Annotated in this window: 13 protein-coding genes and 2 tRNA genes; 4 read left to right on the top strand and 11 right to left on the bottom strand. The window is 57.8% G+C overall.

Annotation, left to right across the window (positions count from 1 at the left end; all coding sequences use genetic code 11):
• The first annotated feature begins 258 nt into the window (after nucleotides 1-258).
• Complete coding sequence (locus ACOERD_RS04965; protein WP_419738234.1) at nucleotides 259-1,662, top strand: MATE family efflux transporter; 1,404 nt, start codon at nucleotides 259-261, stop codon at nucleotides 1,660-1,662.
• A 270-nt stretch (nucleotides 1,663-1,932) separates the two neighbouring features.
• Here the strand turns inward: ACOERD_RS04965 and ACOERD_RS04960 are convergent.
• The 6 genes from ACOERD_RS04960 to ACOERD_RS04935 all read right to left on the bottom strand — a co-directional run bounded on the left by ACOERD_RS04960 (nucleotide 1,933) and on the right by ACOERD_RS04935 (nucleotide 6,768).
• Nucleotides 1,933-2,007: transfer RNA gene (locus ACOERD_RS04960), tRNA-Glu, on the bottom strand.
• A gap of 26 nt (nucleotides 2,008-2,033) precedes the next feature.
• A tRNA-Glu gene (locus ACOERD_RS04955) sits at nucleotides 2,034-2,108 on the bottom strand.
• A 108-nt stretch (nucleotides 2,109-2,216) separates the two neighbouring features.
• Nucleotides 2,217-3,959: a single-stranded-DNA-specific exonuclease RecJ gene (gene recJ, locus ACOERD_RS04950; protein WP_419738233.1), complete on the bottom strand. Its 1,743-nt coding sequence runs from the start codon at nucleotides 3,957-3,959 to the stop codon at nucleotides 2,217-2,219.
• Between the two features lie 92 nt (nucleotides 3,960-4,051).
• A complete protein-coding gene (gene glpX, locus ACOERD_RS04945; RefSeq protein WP_170470293.1) occupies nucleotides 4,052-5,035 on the bottom strand; it encodes a class II fructose-bisphosphatase in 984 nt (327 codons plus the stop codon).
• Between the two features lie 71 nt (nucleotides 5,036-5,106).
• Complete coding sequence (locus ACOERD_RS04940) at nucleotides 5,107-6,393, bottom strand: homoserine dehydrogenase (RefSeq protein ID WP_170376220.1); 1,287 nt, start codon at nucleotides 6,391-6,393, stop codon at nucleotides 5,107-5,109.
• Nucleotides 6,394-6,519: 126 nt separating this feature from the next.
• On the bottom strand, nucleotides 6,520-6,768 hold the full coding sequence (locus ACOERD_RS04935; protein ID WP_419738232.1) for a hypothetical protein: 249 nt from the start codon (nucleotides 6,766-6,768) through the stop codon (nucleotides 6,520-6,522).
• A 99-nt stretch (nucleotides 6,769-6,867) separates the two neighbouring features.
• Between ACOERD_RS04935 and ACOERD_RS04930 the strand changes: the two genes are divergently transcribed.
• Nucleotides 6,868-7,455 (top strand): TetR/AcrR family transcriptional regulator, encoded by a 588-nt coding sequence (locus ACOERD_RS04930; protein WP_170718251.1) that lies wholly within the window; start codon nucleotides 6,868-6,870, stop codon nucleotides 7,453-7,455.
• Between the two features lie 24 nt (nucleotides 7,456-7,479).
• Here the strand turns inward: ACOERD_RS04930 and ACOERD_RS04925 are convergent, their stop codons facing one another.
• Complete coding sequence (locus tag ACOERD_RS04925) at nucleotides 7,480-8,391, bottom strand: pirin family protein (RefSeq protein WP_419738231.1); 912 nt, start codon at nucleotides 8,389-8,391, stop codon at nucleotides 7,480-7,482.
• 158 nt (nucleotides 8,392-8,549) lie between these two features.
• Here ACOERD_RS04925 and ACOERD_RS04920 point away from each other — a divergent pair, with 158 nt between their 5' ends.
• Nucleotides 8,550-9,017, top strand: a complete 468-nt coding sequence (locus ACOERD_RS04920; protein ID WP_419738230.1) for a hypothetical protein — start codon at nucleotides 8,550-8,552, stop codon at nucleotides 9,015-9,017.
• Here ACOERD_RS04920 and ACOERD_RS04915 read toward each other — a convergent pair.
• Genes ACOERD_RS04915 through ACOERD_RS04905 form a run of 3 tightly spaced genes read right to left on the bottom strand, consistent with a single transcriptional unit; the run spans nucleotide 9,006 to nucleotide 11,942 of the window.
• Nucleotides 9,006-9,698: a TadE/TadG family type IV pilus assembly protein gene (locus ACOERD_RS04915; protein ID WP_419738229.1), complete on the bottom strand. Its 693-nt coding sequence runs from the start codon at nucleotides 9,696-9,698 to the stop codon at nucleotides 9,006-9,008. The two genes, ACOERD_RS04920 and ACOERD_RS04915, sit on opposite strands and share 12 nt — an antisense overlap.
• Nucleotides 9,688-10,257: a TadE/TadG family type IV pilus assembly protein gene (locus tag ACOERD_RS04910; protein WP_419738228.1), complete on the bottom strand. Its 570-nt coding sequence runs from the start codon at nucleotides 10,255-10,257 to the stop codon at nucleotides 9,688-9,690. Before ACOERD_RS04910 ends, ACOERD_RS04915 begins: the two co-directional genes overlap by 11 nt.
• Nucleotides 10,254-11,942, bottom strand: a complete 1,689-nt coding sequence (locus ACOERD_RS04905; RefSeq protein WP_419738227.1) for a pilus assembly protein TadG-related protein — start codon at nucleotides 11,940-11,942, stop codon at nucleotides 10,254-10,256. Before ACOERD_RS04905 ends, ACOERD_RS04910 begins: the two co-directional genes overlap by 4 nt.
• A 425-nt stretch (nucleotides 11,943-12,367) precedes the next feature.
• On the opposite strand from ACOERD_RS04905, the gene ACOERD_RS04900 reads away from it, so the two are divergent.
• A complete protein-coding gene (locus ACOERD_RS04900; RefSeq protein WP_419738226.1) occupies nucleotides 12,368-13,798 on the top strand; it encodes a Glu/Leu/Phe/Val family dehydrogenase in 1,431 nt (476 codons plus the stop codon).
• Between the two features lie 197 nt (nucleotides 13,799-13,995).
• On the opposite strand, the gene ACOERD_RS04895 is transcribed toward ACOERD_RS04900, so the two are convergent.
• Nucleotides 13,996-15,177: an ISNCY family transposase gene (locus tag ACOERD_RS04895; protein WP_419737631.1), complete on the bottom strand. Its 1,182-nt coding sequence runs from the start codon at nucleotides 15,175-15,177 to the stop codon at nucleotides 13,996-13,998.
• Between the last annotated feature and the right edge of the window lie 108 nt (nucleotides 15,178-15,285).

The raw sequence follows: 15,285 nt of genomic DNA, 5'->3' as shown, positions 1-15,285 counted from the left end.
ACCATGCCGAGAGCGATGCTGACAGCAGCGCGTGATCCGGGCAATGCATTGGTTTGATTCAGTGTTTTTGCTCACGCTGGTATCAGAACGAGATGGTTGGATTCTGTCAAGCGCGGCTTCGGCTCAGGGCTTGCAAAACCCGACTCAGCGGTGATTGCCCGAAAATGGCCCGCCTTTTGGGCGAAATGAAACTGTTGACGCTGCGCTGCCATCTGAGAAGGTGACTGAACTCAAACGCCGTCGCAGAGCAGGTAGAACATGGCCAATCAATCCCAAGGCGAAGCCGTTTTCCTGAGTGGCAGCCTGATGCGACATGTCACGCGCATGTCTCTGACAACCAGTATCGGTCTGATGGCGATCTTTGCGGTCGATTTCGTCGACATGGTGTTTATCTCGATGCTTGGCAATGACGCGTTGGCCGCCGCCGTGGGATATGCCGGAACGTTGCTGTTTTTCACCAATGCAATCAATATTGGCTTGTCGATCTCGGCCGGAGCGTTAACAGCACGGGCCTTGGGGGCGGGGCGGCCGGAGGAGGCGCGGAAATATGCCTCCAGCGTGGCAACGCTGGGTCTGTGCGTTGGGCTGGTAACCCCGGTTCTGGTGCTTTGGAACCTCAGCGCACTGTTGTCGTTATTGGGGGCTGAGGGCGAGGTGTTGAGGCTCGCCACACGCTATGTTTCGATCATTCTGCCGACCATGTGGGTGATGGCGATTGCGATGGTGGCTATGGCGGTTCTGCGGGCGCATGGGGATGCGCGGCGATCCATGATGGCCACGATCTATGGCGGCGTGGTGAATGCGGTTCTCGACCCGATCCTGATCTTCGGGGTTGGTTTGGGGCTCGACGGTGCGGCCATCGCATCGGTGCTGGCACGGACCTGCATGTTGGCCGCTGCGATTTGGCCCGCCCTGCGCGTTCACCGAGGCTTTGCCCGCCCATCGCTGCGGCAAGTCGCATCCGATCTGAAACCGGTCCGGGCCATCGCGATCCCGGCCGTGCTGACCAATGTGGCAACGCCGATCGGAAATGCCATCGTCGTGCGTGAGATCGCCGAGTATGGAACGGATGCGGTGGCCGGAATGGCCGTGATCGGGCGGCTTTTGCCCGTGGCGTTCTCGGTCATCTTCGCGCTGTCTGGGGCAATTGGCCCAATCATCGGCCAGAACTTCGGGGCCGAGCAGTTCACCCGCGTACGCGAAGCCTTTCTGGCCGGTATCAAATTCACGGCGGTCTACGTTCTCGGGATGGCGGCAGTTCTGTTCCTTCTGCGCGCGCCAATCGCGGATCTGTTCGCGGCCGAGGGCGAGACCCGCGTGCTGATCTATCTGTTCTGCGGGCCTCTGGCGCTGGCGTCATTCTTCAACGGAGTCATCTTCGTCGCCAATGCCAGTTTCAATAACCTGGGCCACCCGGTCTATTCCACTTGGATCAACTGGGGCCGCCACACCGTCGGCACATGGGTGTTTGCCTCAATCGGATCGGCGCTGGCAGGGGCGTCCGGCGTTCTGTTGGGGCAGGCTTTCGGAGGCATCATCTTCGCCGCGATCAGTTGGAATTTGGTCGGCCGTGTTGTGTCTAGCTTAGAACGCGCGCAGGAGATCGACCCGTTTGCAGGTCAGAACCGCTTGCATTCTCTGTTTGGCCGTCGCGGCTGGTAGCACGAGGCAGGTGCCGGTGAACCATGGCTCTGCGACTGCCATAGGTTCAATGATCAGTTTGTTGTCGAAACGGTCGAAGGGCGTAACACGCTGGCGGAGGTTTGGGGTTCTGGAACGAAAGGTTGCCTTAGTGTTCCGCACGAAAAAACCTGTGGCAGCCACAACTGAAAAAGCGCCGATAGAAATCAAAGAGAGAAGCATCAAAGAGAAAGCAGCTTAAGACTGAAGCCAGACTTCTGGTTTTCTTCTAGATATCGAATGCTGGTGAAGTGGCAGCCCGTAGGGGAATCGAACCCCTCTTTCCAGGTTGAAAACCTGGCGTCCTAACCGATAGACGAACGGGCCACTGAGCCTTGGCTCACAAGCAAAAATGGCAGCCCGTAGGGGAATCGAACCCCTCTTTCCAGGTTGAAAACCTGGCGTCCTAACCGATAGACGAACGGGCCACGCTAGCTTGTGGAGGGCCTTTTACGGTTTCACCCCGACCCCCGCAAGCCGAAAAATGCAGGGATGCGAAAGTTTTTTGACCTGTCCTGCTGTTGCCTTGAAACTGGTCATTTCGCCTCGGCCGCGTCCTCAAGACGTAGCTGTACGTTTTGGCGACCACCCCATGTGTTCACCTCAAGCCGACCGGCGAAATGAAAGCGCGCTCCGCCGTGATTTGAAAGCTTTTCACCCATCGGCCCGTCGAAGGCTCCGAATGCGATCGCGTCCAGCCCGCCGCCAAGACCATCCGCAAGCGAGAGCTTTAGATGCGCCTCGCCCACCCGTTTGGCAAACCGCACCTGTAGGTTGGGCAGGGCGTAGCGCGGAGCAGGGGCGCTGGCCCCAAAAGGCCCGGCTTTCTCAATTTCTTCAATCAGATCCACTGTCGCGGCGCCGGGCATCAACGCCCCGTCGAGCTTCATGTCCGCCGGACCACCTTGCCCTGCGCCTTGTTTTTCCAGCAGTTCTGACAGGCGCTTCATGGCCGGTTCCAACTGGTCGCGCATCACGGTCAGCCCCGCCGCCATCTTGTGACCGCCGCCTTTGACCAACAACCCCTCAGCCGCCAGTCGCTGGATCGAGGCCCCCAGATCAACGCCCGACACCGACCTCCCTGATCCTTTGCCTTCATCCCCGTCAAAGCCGATCACAATCGCCGGGCGGTTGGCGTTTTCCTTCAGGCGCGAGGCGACGATACCGACAACGCCCGGATGCCAACCTTCGCCAGCAGCCCAGACCAAGGGCGCGTCCAAACCGCGCTCCTCAGCTTGTTCAAGCGCAGCAGCTCTCACTGCGTTTTCAATATCGCGCCGTTCAGAGTTCAGCGCGTCCAGCCGCTCGGACAGGGCCTGCGCTTCGTGCAAAGAGTCGGTGCTGAGCAGCCGCGCTCCAAGGTCGGCCTGACCGATACGCCCGCCCGCGTTGACACGTGGTCCCAACAGAAACCCAAGGTGATAGCTGTTTGGCGCCGCATCCATCCGAGCGACATCCGACAGGGCCACAAGGCCGGGTCGCTGACGGCCTGCCATGACCTTCAAGCCTTGCCGAACCAAAGCGCGGTTCGCCTCGATCAACGGGGCAACGTCGGCGACAGTCGCCAGTGCGACCAAATCCAGCAGAGGCACCAGATCCGGCCCTTTGGCCCCAGCCTCACGCATTTGCCTCCCAGCCTCGACCAGCATCAAGAAGACAACGCCTGCCGCACAGAGATAGCCCAGATCGCCGCTTTCATCCTGCCGGTTTGGGTTCACCACGGCCACACAATCCGGCAAGGTCTCACCGCCCAGATGGTGATCCAGCACGATCACATCCGCGCCTTGCGCTGCAGCGATCGGGTCACGGCTCAGCGTGCCGCAATCCACGCAGATGATCAGGTCATGCGCCGCTGCCAGCGATTGCATCGCAGGCACGTTCGGCCCATAGCCTTCGTCGATGCGGTCCGGCACATAGAGTGTCGCCTGCAGACCCATCTGACGCAGCCAGACCAGCAGCAACGCCGCCGAACTGCCTCCATCCACATCATAATCCGCAAAGACTGCGATCCGCTGCTTTTCGCGCACCGCTTTCAGAAACCGGGTCGCAGCGGTTTCCATGTCTTTCATGCTGCGTGGATCAGGCAAAAGCTCTTTCAGCTTTGGTTCCAGAAAACCGGCAGCCTCCATCGGAGGGACGCCCCGCCGCGCCAGTACTTGGCAAACGGCACGCGGCAAACCGGCCTGCTGCACCAGCATTTCAGTCGCGCGCTCAACTTCGGGCGAGGGCCCCACCCAGCGCCGACCTGTCAAAGATTGCTCAACCCCAAGAAAACTCATCGCGCCTCTCATGTGCCAAGGCCGGACCCATTTGGACCCGGCCTCTTCATCTTTTCACAGATACTCTCGCCGAAGGTATCGGCGCAAGCCGCTTAGGCTTCGTCGTGCGACCACATCGGCGTGCGGTAGGACATGCGGCGAACCGACCCGGTTTTCGAGCGCATCAGAAGGGTGGTGGTTTCAACCCAGCCCGGCTCACGCTTGATGCGCGGCAGTAGAGAGCCACCTGTTACGCCAGTTGCTGCAAAGATCACATCCGCCGTCACCATCTCGTCACGTGCATAGACACGGTCAAGATCGGTGATGCCTGCCTTGGCGGCGCGACCACGTTCGTCATCGTTGCGGAACAGAAGGCGGCCGAAGATCTGACCGCCCATGCATTTCAGAGCAGCAGCGGCCAGAACACCCTCCGGCGCGCCACCTTGACCCATATACATGTCGATGCCGGTGGTTTCGCTTTCGGCGCAATGCATAACACCTGCCACATCGCCGTCAGTGATCAGGCGGATCGAGGCACCGGTTTCTCGCACCTCGGCAATCATCGCTTCATGGCGCGGACGTTCCAGAATGCAAACGGTAATATCTGCTGCCTCACAGCCTTTGGCTTTGGCCAGTGCCTCAACACGTTCACGCGGGCTCATGTCGAGCGAGACAACGCCCTCAGGATAGCCGGGGCCAACCGCCAGCTTGTCCATGTAGACATCCGGCGCATGTAGCATCGAGCCACGCGGGCCCATGGCGATCACGGTCAGTGCGTTTGGCATGTCCTTCGCGGTCAGCGTGGTGCCTTCCAGCGGGTCCAGAGCGATATCCACGCCGGGGCCTTCGCCGGTGCCAACCTCTTCGCCGATATAGAGCATCGGCGCTTCGTCACGCTCGCCTTCGCCGATGACCACAACGCCTGCGATATCCAGCAGGTTCAACTGCTCGCGCATCGCGTTCACGGCGGCCTGGTCGGCGGCTTTCTCATCACCACGCCCCACCAGCGAGGCCGAGGCAAGCGCGGCCTGTTCCGCAACCCGCGCAAGGCCCAAGGACAGCAGGCGGTCGTTAAAGTCGATTTTGGCAGCGTTCATGCGTTGTATTCCTTTGGCAGGCAATGGCGTTTCGTCTGGCATAGCCTGCGGATGGCGCAGGCTGCAAGGGTTCAGACCTGTTCAATCCGAAGCGCGACAGGCTCACCCGCGACAACATCAGTTGTGCGGAACCCGTCCAGCGCCACGTCCAGAGTGGCCCGAGTGGTCTTGTGCGTGACAATCAGGACGGGGGCTGTGCTGTCGCTGTGGCCGTACTGGCGCATCCGGTCAATCGACACGCCCGCGTCCCCCAGAATGGCCGCAACCTTGGCCAGCGCTCCGGGTTTGTCCAGCAAGCCCAGACGCAGGTAATAGGGCGCAGGCAGGCCTGTGATGGCTGGGGTGGCGTCTTCAAGGCTGGACGCAGGGCGCCCGAAGGTCGAGATTTTCAGACCCCGTGCCAGATCGCAAACATCGCCCATCACCGCGCTTGCAGTTGGTCCTTCGCCCGCTCCGGGGCCGCGTAGTACGACCTGTTCAACCGCGTCACCTTCGATCACCACCATATTGGTGCCGCCTTCGAGCTGACCAAGCGGCGAGTCGCTAGGCACGAGGCAGGGCTGCATACGCTGCTCCAGGCCGCGCGCAGTACGCTGCGCCAGACCCAGCAGCTTGATCCGGTAACCCATGTCGTGGGCCTGATGAATGTCGTCGAGGCTGATTTGCTGGATACCTTCAATCTCGATCCCGTCGAAATTCGGTTTCGTGCCAAACGCGATCGATGACAGCAGGGCCAGTTTATGCGCCGCGTCAATGCCGCCCACATCCAGGTTCGGATCCGCTTCGAGGTAGCCCAGTTCGGCGCATTCGTCGAACAGCGCGTTATAGCCTTTTTCCTGCGATTGCATGCGGGTCAGGATGTAGTTGCAGGTGCCGTTCATCACGCCCATCACGCGGGTGATCTCGTTTCCAGCCAGACCTTCGGTGAGGGATTTGATCACCGGGATGCCTCCGGCGACGGCGGCCTCGAACCGGATCACGCGGCCTGCGGCTTCGGCCTTCTCGGCCAGTTCCTGACCATGGATTGCCAGCAGGGCCTTGTTGGCCGTGACAACATCCTTGCCGCTGGCCAGCGCCGCCTCGACCGAGGCTTTGGCTGGGCCGTTTTCACCGCCCATCAACTCGACAAATACGTCCACGTCATCGCGTTTTGCCAAGGCTACGGGATCGGTTTCCCAAGCATAGTCCGACAGGTTCACGCCCCGGTCTTTGCTTGAATCGCGGGCCGACACGGCGACGATTTCAATCGGGCGTCCGGTGCGTGCCTGCAGTAGATCGGCATGACGCCGGACAATCCGGACAACACCCACGCCAACAGTTCCCAAGCCCGCAATTCCAAGCCGCAGCGCCTGTGTCATCCCGTGGGTTCCTTTCGCTCGTACCAGTCTGATTTCGGGCCTTTTGCCCGCTCAGCGCTGCCTTAGCCGGTTCAGGGCACGGGCGCAATCCGTCACGCGTTGGCCGGGGCTGGGAAAAGCCGATCTTTAGTCGATCTGCGCATTTTGCAGCGCTTCGGCTTTCTTCGCCAAAGCCTCGCTCCGGGCAGTCAGGTCCTGCTCAACGGCAGAGGCTTCGCTGACCGGATCGGCAGGCGCGCCCAGAACGTTAGGTAGAGGCAAAAGCTTGGGGTAAGGCGCTGTCTTGACCGCGCGGGATTCGCTGCCTTCCAACTCGGGGAAGTTTGTGCATCCGGCAAGGGTCAGGATCAGAACCAGAACGGGCATGCGCTTCATAACGGGTGCTTTCACAAAGGACTGGTCTTGTGATGCCTCTTTTACCCGATCTGTTCAAGCGGGGTTCTATCTGAACGTGCGTTCAGATAGTGTCGGTCCATGGCTCGTACACAGGGATCACATTCGGACATAACCGGCCCGCGCATCCGCAAGGCAGCGTTGGGTCTTTTTGCCCGCCATGGCTACGCCGCAGTTTCGATGCGCCAGATCGCCAAGGAGGTCGGCGTTCAGGCCGGGGCGCTGTATAACTACACGCCCGACAAGCAAAGCCTGTTGTTCCGCCTGATGCGCGACCACATGCAGGAGTTGCAGCAAGCCTATGATGCGCTTGGTGAAACTGGCGACGCGCAAGAGGCTCTGCGCCGCTTTGTCGGGTTCCACATCCGGTTTCATCTGGAACGCCCCGACGAGGTTTTCATCGCCTATATGGAGTTGCGCAACTTGACGCCGGACAACTTCGCAGAGATCGAGGATCTGCGCCGCGCATACGAAGATTCTCTGGAGCGGATATTGAGTGAGGGCCAGCAAGCCGGTCACTTCGCGATCTCGGACACAAAGATCGCCACGCTGGCGGTGATAGCGATGCTGAATGGTGTGATGACCTGGTATCGCTCGGGTGGGCGATTGTCGTTGGACGAAGTCGAGCAGATTTATTGGGACATGGTTCGCCGCGCAGTGATGGCCTGACCCATAATCGGGTCAGGCTTAGCCTTAGTGGGCAGGGCGAATGAAGGTTCCGTTGCGCAGCTCACGAAACGCCTGTTCCAGTTCGGCACGCGTGTTCATGACGATGGGTCCGTGCCACGCTACAGGCTCGTCAATCGGAGCGCCCGAGATCAGCAGAAAGCGAACGCCTTCAGGCCCGGCCTGAACCGTGATCTCATCCCCGGTGCCGAACCGTACTAGAGTGCGGTCTCCGGACATGTCGCGGATATTGACCTCTTGCCCGGCGACTTCCTTTTCCAGCAAAACTCCGGTCGGCTGGGACGCATCGGCAAAGGCCGCCTGACCTTGGAACACATAGGCAAAGGCGCGGCGGTAGGTGTCGATTTTGAAGGTCTTTTTGACACCGGCCGGGATCTGAACGTCCAGATATTGGGGATCTGCAGCGATACCGTCCACCGGGCCGGTTTTGCCCCAGAACTCACCCACGATAACGCGCACTGTGGTACCGTCATCGTCGATGACCTCGGGGATCTCGTTGGCCTGAACGTCCTGATAGCGCGGAGCGGTCATTTTCTGATCCGAGGGCAGGTTGCCCCAGAGCTGAAACCCGTGCATCTGGCCCGAGGCATTCCCGTGCGGCATTTCCTGATGCAGAATGCCCGACCCCGCCGTCATCCATTGTACATCACCGGCACCGAGCGTCCCGCTATTGCCCAACGAATCCGAATGCTCGACCGTGCCGGACAGCACATAGGTGATCGTCTCGATCCCGCGATGAGGATGCCAGGGAAATCCGGCCTGGTAGTCCTGCGGGCGCTCGTTCCGAAAGTCGTCGAACAACAGAAACGGGTCCAATTCGGACGGGTCCTGAAACCCGAAGGCGCGATGCAGCTTGACGCCTGCACCTTCCATCGTCGGTACGGCCTTGCGTGTTTCCAATGTGGGTCTGAGGGACATGGCAACCTCCTTCATTTGTTTGCAAGATGTATGCCCGGCCGGGGACTGGTCAATTTGCGCAGAGGCACCATGAATGTGCGCAAATGTAGGGCAGGGGAGGGCCTGTTTATTTCTGCGCAAAGCGGATACACGAGACAGCAGAAAGACAGGAGGCAGTCATGCAGGACGAAGTGCTGGCAACGATCGAGGCATCATCCCCAAGACGGGTGGCCGGTGTTGCTATGCTGGGCAGCGTAGGTGTTTTGGTGATTTACGTGGCGCTGGCTTCTCCGCCTGAACTCGTCTGGCAGGTGTTTTTATTGGCGGTTGGCGCGTCGTCCTTGTGGTTGGCCTATCGCGTTTGGATGGCCACTCAGGACAGGATCGAGCTGACTGCATCAGAGCTGCGCACCGGATCGGGGCAGGTGATTGCGCGTGTCGAAGAGATTGAAGCCGTGGATCGAGGTGTTTTCGCGTTCAAACCGTCTAATGGGTTTCTGGTGCGAACGCGCGAAAAGGCCGGTAACGTCTGGGCGCCTGGCCTGTGGTGGCGGCTAGGCCGCCGGGTTGGCGTCGGCGGCATGACAGCATCCGCCGAGGCCAAGTTCATGTCCGAGATACTCTCGGCTATGGTGTTACAGCGTTGACGGCTCCACGGTGGTGTTATCTTCCGGAGTACTGTCGTCATGTCCGCTATCAACAGTGCCGTCGTCCACGTTGTTGGCGTCCTTGCAAGAGTCTGGCCCTTGGATGAAGGTGTATCCGCGGGGTTGCGTGAAGATGAATTTGTCGATGAAGAACTCGTTGCTACCGAATCCGATTTTGAACGGACGCACGTAGTGATGCCGTGTCTCGACCAAGATCATCGTGGCGTTATCTGCCATTATTGGAATGCGATCCGAGACTTGATCAACTGTTTCGTTGGACCACCGTGTCAACCCTTCACCGCGTGTGCAGGACCATTCGACAAAGTGACGATCATCTGTGTCTGTGCTTTCATCGCCAGTGTCCCATCGTACGAAAGAGATCCGCAACGACAATCCGTTGCCTTCACTGATCATGTATCTTTGTAGATCATACATGGATGTGATGTACTGGTCCGTTACCGTGTCTTTCTCTCGGGAAAGAATATCAGCGACAGCGTAGGCCGCTTTCAGGTTGCTAGCACCCTGACGATATCCGTCGAAATAGGTATACGCCGTCCAGACCGACCAGAACAGTAGGGGAAACGTCATAATGGCTTCGATGCTAACGACACCATCTTCTCTCTTTAGAAAGCGTGATGTCACACCGGCCAAGTGTTTTTGAATGAAAGATCTAAGGTTCATGTACAAACACCGTCGTTGCATGAAGTTCGTATTGTCCATCGGGATCTTGCCGAGCAAGCCGACCAAGCGTTGTACCGAAGAACAAAGGAGTGATTTCTACGCACGCGCGTATGATCATTAGTTCGTTGGCCGTTCCGGGTGTAAAAATCTGATCGTCTTTGCCTCGAATCTCTTCTGGCGTATCAACGCAAAATGGCCGATCAAAGTTGCCAGTAAGAATTGCACTGCTGTCGAAATGATTGACCCTTGTCATCTCGACAGCCAGATTTTGCTGACAATCTGGAATGGCGCCGGCCTCTTCGCAGATGATCCGCTTTAACAGGTCGTGCGTCCAGGCTGTTTCGCCTTCATAAAGATCAATTCGATTCATGCGGACATCCTGGATCGTCGCATCTAGGGCGCGCTCTAGGTTGGCATGGTTCCACGCCACAATCCCGATCTCGATACCGGAATAGGTGGTTATCATGAAGATCGGAAACCACATCACAAATTCGATTGTGGCCATTCCCTTTTCTTCGCGGCGAAACCTTCGCAGCACTTTTTTCAGATGTCGGATCATTGGGTCAGCCTCAGATTCTGGATGCTCGCCGCAATATCGTCGAAGACTTCGCCAATCTCGGATCCTGTTGGTGCGAAATATGCGTTTTCATCCGATTTGCAGTACCACAGGAGGTTTCGACCATTGGTGGTGGCCTCGTAGGCGACCGAGAAGATCAGAATGTTTCTTGCGCCGGATTTCGCATAATCGCACATCGCTTCGACCTGATCGTCTTTTTTGGAACGGTTTTCGGTCTCGGTCGCCGCATAATACCAGTTGTATGCATCGCTCGAACCGACGGAATCATACAGCAACTGATAGATTTCGTACCGCGAGGTACGCTCCCACAAGGCGGGCCATGTCAGAGACAGGGCGCTCCCATCTTCATCGAGCTGGCGAACTTCGCCCCTGTCAAGGTTGTCGCAATAGCCGCTGCTGTAGTAATTTCCTCTGCAAAGGTAGACATTGAAAGTGTCGTTTCCGTACGCGTGGTCCTGAAACTCGTCGCGCACCCAGTATCTGCCGCGACTGCTGTCCCAGTATGCCCTGTCCACACCCAGCCACGCATATCTGAAGCTATCGTCGTCTTCGTCATAGTGGTTCACATTGACGGAATAGACTTCTTCGTCTCCATTCCACCAAATACCCGATTGACCATCATTGTATGGCGGTTTCACCCATGTGCGAGAAGTGTTCTCGCCATCGGTCATCAGAACGATAACTTTCATGGTGTCACTACCGACGCTGTCGGCGGGGCGACCCGCAAAATCTGCCGGTATCTGGCCGTTTGCGATCATGTTGGTGACAACGGGGCGGAAGTTTTCGTCCAACAGCGTCAGTGCCCATTTCATGCCGACATTTATCGACGTGTTGTCGCGCGCATAAAACGAGTCAATGTAAGTGTGCAGGTTCGTTTCGTTGTTCTGGTGAACAACAAGCTGACGGCTGGCCTCAGAACGGCACCGTTCGTCGATGCGCGGTGAACTGAACCCACCTGACGGGCGCTGATCCCCACCGTAGCGAGAATAGTACAACGATTGATTGTACGTCTTTGAAAGATCGAATGTCCCTGCTGCCAGATCTGAGGTTTCAAAGTCGATACAGTTGGCGAATCTGTTGGAGCCAGCGGTCGTAAGCTGGTTCATGACGGCAGAAGGGACACCCACCTGCGTTGCGTAAGGAATGATCGAGATCGAGAGTTTGTCAGAACTCGTGTTCTCATACATTTTGGTGACAAAGCTCTTGGCCGCACCTTTCAGGTTGGTCAGGCGCGACCCTCTCATGGAGCCCGAAACATCCAGAACCATAGCGATTTCGACGTTGCCGATGGACTCTTCTGCGACGCTGACGACGTTCACGTCAATCGAGTCGACGTCCCACCATTGCATGAAATGCATACCGACCGGCATCGTTGCTCTCGCTTCGACGCGGCGCTGTCCGACGATCAACTTGTTGCCGTCATCATCGCAAGACCTCGGGGTGACTATGACTTCGCCATCCAGAAACTGGTCCAAATTTTCTTTGACCAAGTAGTCCTGTACAACGTCTTTTGGGCAAAGGTTCTGTTGGAGGTCTGCAGCGGCCAAAACGGCGCGGTCCAACGAATACTGAAGGCGCGCTCTTTCATGGTCATAGCGCATCATGTCGACGGCAAATCCACCCACAGTGAAGATGACAAGGATTAGGCCCAACGACAGGATGGTCATGGTCCCGCGCTCCGAGCGTAAGAACGGCGCAGCGCCTTTGTCGGAGCAGCTGGAATGCTCAGTTCGTTTGGATTCAGAATTCCTAAACACTTTTTTCATATCTAGTCCCTGCAGGTAATCCGGCGCACGGAAGGCGGGTCATATCAACTTTAAGAATTTAGTCGGCGAACGTGGCGAGATTTGGGCGACTTTGCCACTATGCTGCTGGGATTGAACGGCAAACTGCCGCATTTAACGGGGTGGCGAGGGTTTTGTTTCTGTTGTGTTGACAATTAGCGCCGCAAAAATTTCCGAGGCGACTCAGTAAGGGGTTTTTGTCGCCCGTTCATGAAGTGATGAATTTTTCATCATAAAAGATTGCAGCTTTGCGCCAGTGGTGCGACAAAACGCCATAACGTTCGTCATTCACCGGTACGGAGGGATTAATGACCAGCACCAAGGAACCGAGCTTTCGTGAAAGTGTGGATCTGATGTTCAACAGGGCGGCATCCCTGATGGATCTGCCGCCCGGTCTTGAGCAGAAAATCCGGGTCTGCAATGCCACCTACACGGTTCGTTTCGGGGTGCGTCTGCGCGGTGAGATTCATACTTTCACCGGCTACCGTTCCGTCCATTCCGAGCATATGGAGCCGGTCAAGGGCGGGATTCGTTATGCCTTGGCGGTGAACCAGGACGAGGTTGAGGCGCTTGCTGCGCTGATGACCTACAAATGCGCCCTGGTTGAGACGCCGTTTGGCGGCTCGAAAGGCGGGCTGTGTATTGATCCGCGCAAATACGAAGAACACGAGATGGAGCAGATCACCCGACGCTTTGCCTATGAGCTGGCCAAACGCGATCTGATAAACCCCTCGCAAAACGTTCCGGCGCCTGACATGGGCACAGGTGAACGTGAGATGGCCTGGATGGCTGACCAATACGCAAGGATGAATACCACCGACATTAACGCACGCGCTTGTGTGACGGGTAAACCATTGAACGCAGGCGGTATCGCCGGGCGGGTCGAGGCGACGGGGCGCGGTATCCAATACGCGCTGCGCGAGTTCTTCCGCCACCCTGAAGACATTGCCAAGGCCGGTTTGTCCGGCGAGTTGGACGGCAAGCGCGTCGTTGTACAGGGATTGGGTAACGTGGGCTACCACGCGGCCAAGTTCCTCGCTGAGGAAGATGGATCGCGCATTATAGGGATCATCGAATGGGACGGTGCGCTTTATAACCCGGACGGTATCGACGTTGAGGCGGTGCGCAACTGGATCGTCAAACATGGTGGCGTAAAGGATTTCCCGGACGCGACTCATTCAACCGACGGTGCCTCGGTGCTAGAGGCAGATTGCGACATCCTGATCCCCGCGGCTCTGGAAGGCGTGATCAATCTGGACAATGCCGACAGGATCAAGGCTCCGCTGATCATCGAGGCCGCGAATGGTCCGGTGACCGCAGGTGCGGATGAAATTCTGCGCAAGAAGGGCACCGTCATCATTCCTGATATGTATGCTAATGCGGGCGGTGTGACGGTCTCGTATTTCGAATGGGTGAAGAACCTCAGCCACATTCGATTTGGTCGCATGCAGCGCCGTCAAGAAGAGGCACGGCATGAGTTGATCGTAAGCGAGCTTGAACGGCTGGATCGTTATCTGGGCGATGCCTGGTCAATGTCGCCGGATTTCAAGGCCAAGTACCTCAAAGGCGCGGATGAGTTGGAGTTGGTACGCTCGGGCCTCGATGACACGATGCGGATTGCCTACCAGTCCATGCGCGAGGTTTGGCACAGCCGCGACGATGTCGAGGATCTGCGCACGGCGGCCTATATCGTTGCGATTGATCGCGTGGCCAAAAGCTACAGGGCCAAAGGCCTATGACACTTGGCGCACGGGGTGGCTTTTCTGCCCCGTGCGCAAACTGAATGCTGCGCGTCGATGTCGAGAACATTCTGAATTGTCCGGTGTAGGTAACATGCCAATTGTCCGCTTCAGTTGATTGCGCGGTGGCCCAATTCGGAGGGAGCCGTAGGCGACCGTAGATTTGGGCCACCGCGTTCGCGCCACGTCGAAGCGGGTCACGCGACTTTGTGTTTGCTATCCTCCTGTGTGATGGGTGATCCGTCAGGCTGGTAGCGGCCAATGCATCTCGGGCCGTGGAAGATGACCAGTTGACCATCGGGGTATTCGTGGACCCTGACCTTCGCCTTGACGAAATGATGACGGTGCCTGTCTGCCGCGATCTGCATGACCAGGCCCTTGTAGCGCACCGTATTGTCGTTGCCGACGACGCGGTCTTCCTGCACACACAGGGTGTCGCGCACATTGCCTGTAAACGGCACGAAGGCCGAGGTCGTATCCTCCGGCTCCTTTGCAAACAGGGCATTGTGTTCGGGAAGATAGACCTCTTTCAGGAACTGATTGGCCTCTTCAATGGTTGTGATCCCATGGGACCGCAGTTCCTGCGGCAATCGGTTCTGGAACGTGCCAAACATGCGTTCAGACCGTCCACGGGCCTGCGGTGAATAGGCCGGGATCAGCTCAATGCCGAGTTGCTGCAAGGCGCGCCCGACCTGGGTCAGATTGTCCTTGTCCACTTTGCCGCCCGCTTCGGGCGTATGCCAGTAATGAGAGCCCCGATCGGCATAGAGCGAGCAAAACAGACCTTGCGCCTCGATCACCTCTGTCAGCCCCTGAAAACTGCTCATCGTCCCTTCTTCCTCGACAAAGAATGCCGAATAAACCCGGTTGGTGGCATCGTCCATGGTGACGATCAGATCCCACCACTGACCCGGAACCCATTCATGGCTGGAGCCGTCCTGATGCAACATCATGCCAACCATCGGACGGCGGGGCCGCTTGCGCCGATGGGCACCTCGTCGGGGTGCTGCCTGAACCCGGCCGTGGCGCTGCAGTGTAAGCCGCACCCAGTTGTAGCTCTGTGTGAAACCATGGTGGGCCACCAGCTTCTCGTGGAAATGCTTCGGCGTGTAATCCCAGTACTTGGTATCAAACAGTTCAAGCATCTCCATGACCTTATCCGTGGCAACACGATTGTTGGCCAGTTTGCCAAGCCGACGGTCGTACAGACCTTCTGCACCATCCGCCTCAAATCGATCCTCCCAACGCCTGACGGTGCGCACGGATACACCCAGTATCTCAGCCGCCTGTTCTTGCGTCAGCTTGTTCGCGCTTCGCCGCGAATACACATCTTCAAACTTCATCAGTCGAACTTCCTGTAACACTTCTGCTCGGTTCATAACGCCTCCTCTCAGAGACAGAATAGAACCGGACAGATCGCATGTTACATACACCGGACATATCGCGTGTTAGCGACACTGAATGCTGCGCGTCGATTGCGAAAACGG

It is taken from the genome of Ruegeria sp. (assembly GCF_965199275.1).
Taxonomy (GTDB): domain Bacteria; phylum Pseudomonadota; class Alphaproteobacteria; order Rhodobacterales; family Rhodobacteraceae; genus Ruegeria.
The sequence above is the reverse complement of the archived record's forward strand: the minus strand, read 5'-3'. Positions and strand labels throughout refer to the sequence as shown.